Origin of the sequence: Paenibacillus sp. KS1, assembly GCF_001680695.1 — a bacterium.
Lineage (GTDB): Bacteria > Bacillota > Bacilli > Paenibacillales > Paenibacillaceae > Paenibacillus_B > Paenibacillus_B suaedae.
Map to the genome: position 1 here is coordinate 1 of NZ_MAIS01000195.1, position 2546 is coordinate 2546.

General features: G+C 37.8%; 3 protein-coding genes. All 3 read left to right on the forward strand.

Annotation, left to right across the window (positions count from 1 at the left end):
- Positions 1-28: 28 nt before the first annotated feature.
- Genes BBG47_RS27650 through BBG47_RS27660 form a run of 3 tightly spaced genes read left to right on the forward strand, consistent with a single transcriptional unit; the run spans position 29 to position 2359 of the window.
- Positions 29-793: an ADP-ribosyltransferase gene (locus tag BBG47_RS27650; RefSeq protein WP_483310778.1), complete on the forward strand. Its 765-nt coding sequence runs from the start codon at positions 29-31 to the stop codon at positions 791-793.
- Positions 794-838: 45 nt separating this feature from the next.
- Positions 839-1621 carry a hypothetical protein gene (locus BBG47_RS27655; RefSeq protein WP_065294420.1) on the forward strand — a complete coding sequence of 261 codons (783 nt, stop codon included), beginning with the start codon at positions 839-841 and terminating at the stop codon, positions 1619-1621.
- Between the two features lie 24 nt (positions 1622-1645).
- Positions 1646-2359: a pentapeptide repeat-containing protein gene (locus BBG47_RS27660; protein ID WP_065294421.1), complete on the forward strand. Its 714-nt coding sequence runs from the start codon at positions 1646-1648 to the stop codon at positions 2357-2359.
- Positions 2360-2546 lie beyond the last annotated feature (187 nt).

Consider the following 2546-nt stretch of genomic DNA (forward strand, 5'->3'; position numbering starts at 1 on the left):
GAAACCTCTTGAGCCGACGAAGAATCAGATTGAGGTTCGGAAGTATTATCCGGGGAGTAAGCCGGAGAATTCAGAATCGGGATCTACGTCGGGAAATAATAAGAATTCAAGCGGTAAGGGTACGGGGAATAATGGTAATGTAAAATTAAACAAAAACGGATTGACTCCAGAGCAGGAGAAGCATTATAGACAAAAAATAGATGAAGCTAAAGCACGTGGAGATCAGAAGGCAGCGGATGATGCAAGATATGAACGACACTGTGAGGAAAAGAAAAATAGAGGTGAAAAACCTTTAGATCGTAAAGATTGGGATACTATCAATGAGCGTCTAAGAAAGAATAGGGAACGTGGAAGAGAAGAGGAAATAAAAGGTAGGAAGGCTTTGGAAGAACATCTTGATCGTAAATTAGAAGACAATAACGCCGACGAGGTCGTTACGTATACATCTAGTGAAGGTCATGTTACACGCCCAGACAGTATAAGTCGTAATAATAAGGGTGAAATTGATTTAGTTCATGACCACAAACACAAAGCAGGTGAAGACCAAATTGTGCATAACGACAGTCAAATTAGAGCCGAAAGAGAAATGCTTCAAGACAAAAACGGTCGACATTTTGTAACAATATCAAGTGACCAACCTGATTTAAATGCTATTCCTCCTAAGCCAAGACCGAGCGGACCTTTAGGAGACAAGAGTGATGTTTACTATACCGATCCGAAGAGCGGAAAAGTGACTCACAAATGGGAACCTAATCCACGTTTACCTGGTGGAGGTAGATGGAAAAAGCTATGAACATTATTATATAATTTTATTTTGTAGCAGTAAGGAGGATATGCAATGAAGCCTGATTTGTTTTCAATTACAATGTATCCTACGATATCTTTAAACAAAGAAGAGATACTAGGTCATATTTTGGATGTGTTTGAGTCAAACGAAAAATTTGCTCCTTCCCATTGGGGAAACAGTGAAATGGTAAGGGTCGAGTATAATCGTAATGAAATTCTTGAAAAAGTAACTTCAGAGCGTAGGATATCTGAAATTTATCTTCACCGTGATAAAACTGTAAAATACACGGGGAGCTTTGAAGTCAACTGGAGCCCACGTTCATTTTTGAAGTTTGATTTTCATAAATCTATGCCCCCAAAAATGTGGTCAGCTTTTTTTGAGTTATCTGATCGGATTGCAGAAATTGTAAAACCATGTTATGGAGTAGCACATATTTTTTGGCCGTCATCATATCCTTGGAATACTGAGCGTGAACGTCTGCATATGTGGATGGATATATGTTCTTATCCTGTGCCGGTTAGATATCTTCCAAATGGCCCTTTGGGGATAGGGGCGAGAACATACTTTAGCGGTCATGTTTTGGAGATGTTTGGCGAAGAATTTCTGTTAAATAGTCCAGGAGTTGTATCAGAACTTAACTGGGGTGGTATTTGTATCGATATTATGAATAGACCATTAGAAACTGATAATGACACGTTACTTGACAGTTGGGTGAATGTAATGAAATATTTGGAATCAGCTCAAGTGATGGCTATACCAAGTTTTGATGAGGATCGGATGGGTGTATCGTTCTGCCCTAATGCCGCTTGGATGGACTTTTTAAAAGATGAATAAGTATGCTAGGTGGTGATATAAATAATGGATGAGAATAGTAATAAAAGAACAAGAGTTATAGAAATATTAAATAGTTCTAAATACAATGATGAGGTTATCGATGGATTGGATATGAGTGATATGGATCTCACTTTTTTAGACCTGTCAAAGGTTATGGCAGATGGTATCATTGCAAAACGAGTCATGTTAAGAGCGTCTTCGTTACTTGGAGCGTCGTTTCTAGATTGTGATTTTGAATCAGCTGACTTTAGAAGCTGCAATTTAGAGGGGATAGACATTGCAGACTGTGTACTTAGTAGCGCAAACTTCCAAAAAGCAAATATGAAATATGCAAAAATGAATATAAGTATGTGCTTAGAAACTTGTTTTGACGAAGTTGATTTTACCCACGGAGAACTGATTGGATCAACTTTAATTAATGCTACCTTTCGTAATGCAAATTTATCTGGGATCAATGCTAAACAAGCAAGTTGCTCTAATGCTAATTTAAGTAGTGCTAATATCACAGATGGTAATTTTGAAGGGACAGATTTTAGAAATGCTAATTTATCTAAAGTAGATGCTAGAAATGCTAACTTTGCAAGTGTAGACTTAACAGGAGCTATCCTTTGTAATGGAATTTTTACAGGTGTTGATTTTACTGGCGCCAAACTTGACAATGTAGTTTGGAAGGGAGTCAATGTGGACGGGGCTAAATTTGACAAAAGTGTTAAGGAACAGGTATTAAAGATGATCTAGTGATCTGCTTGAAGTTTGATGTGAAAAAGATGAACGCACTAGATAGATACTTATAAGGCTTATTCCAGCAGATGGAATGGGCTTTTTTTGTGTAAATATTACCAAACCCGTAGAGAAGATAGGATATTTCTTGGCAAAGTATTCACCGATACGAGAGGCTGACTCTCAACAAAGGGATGGAGATGGC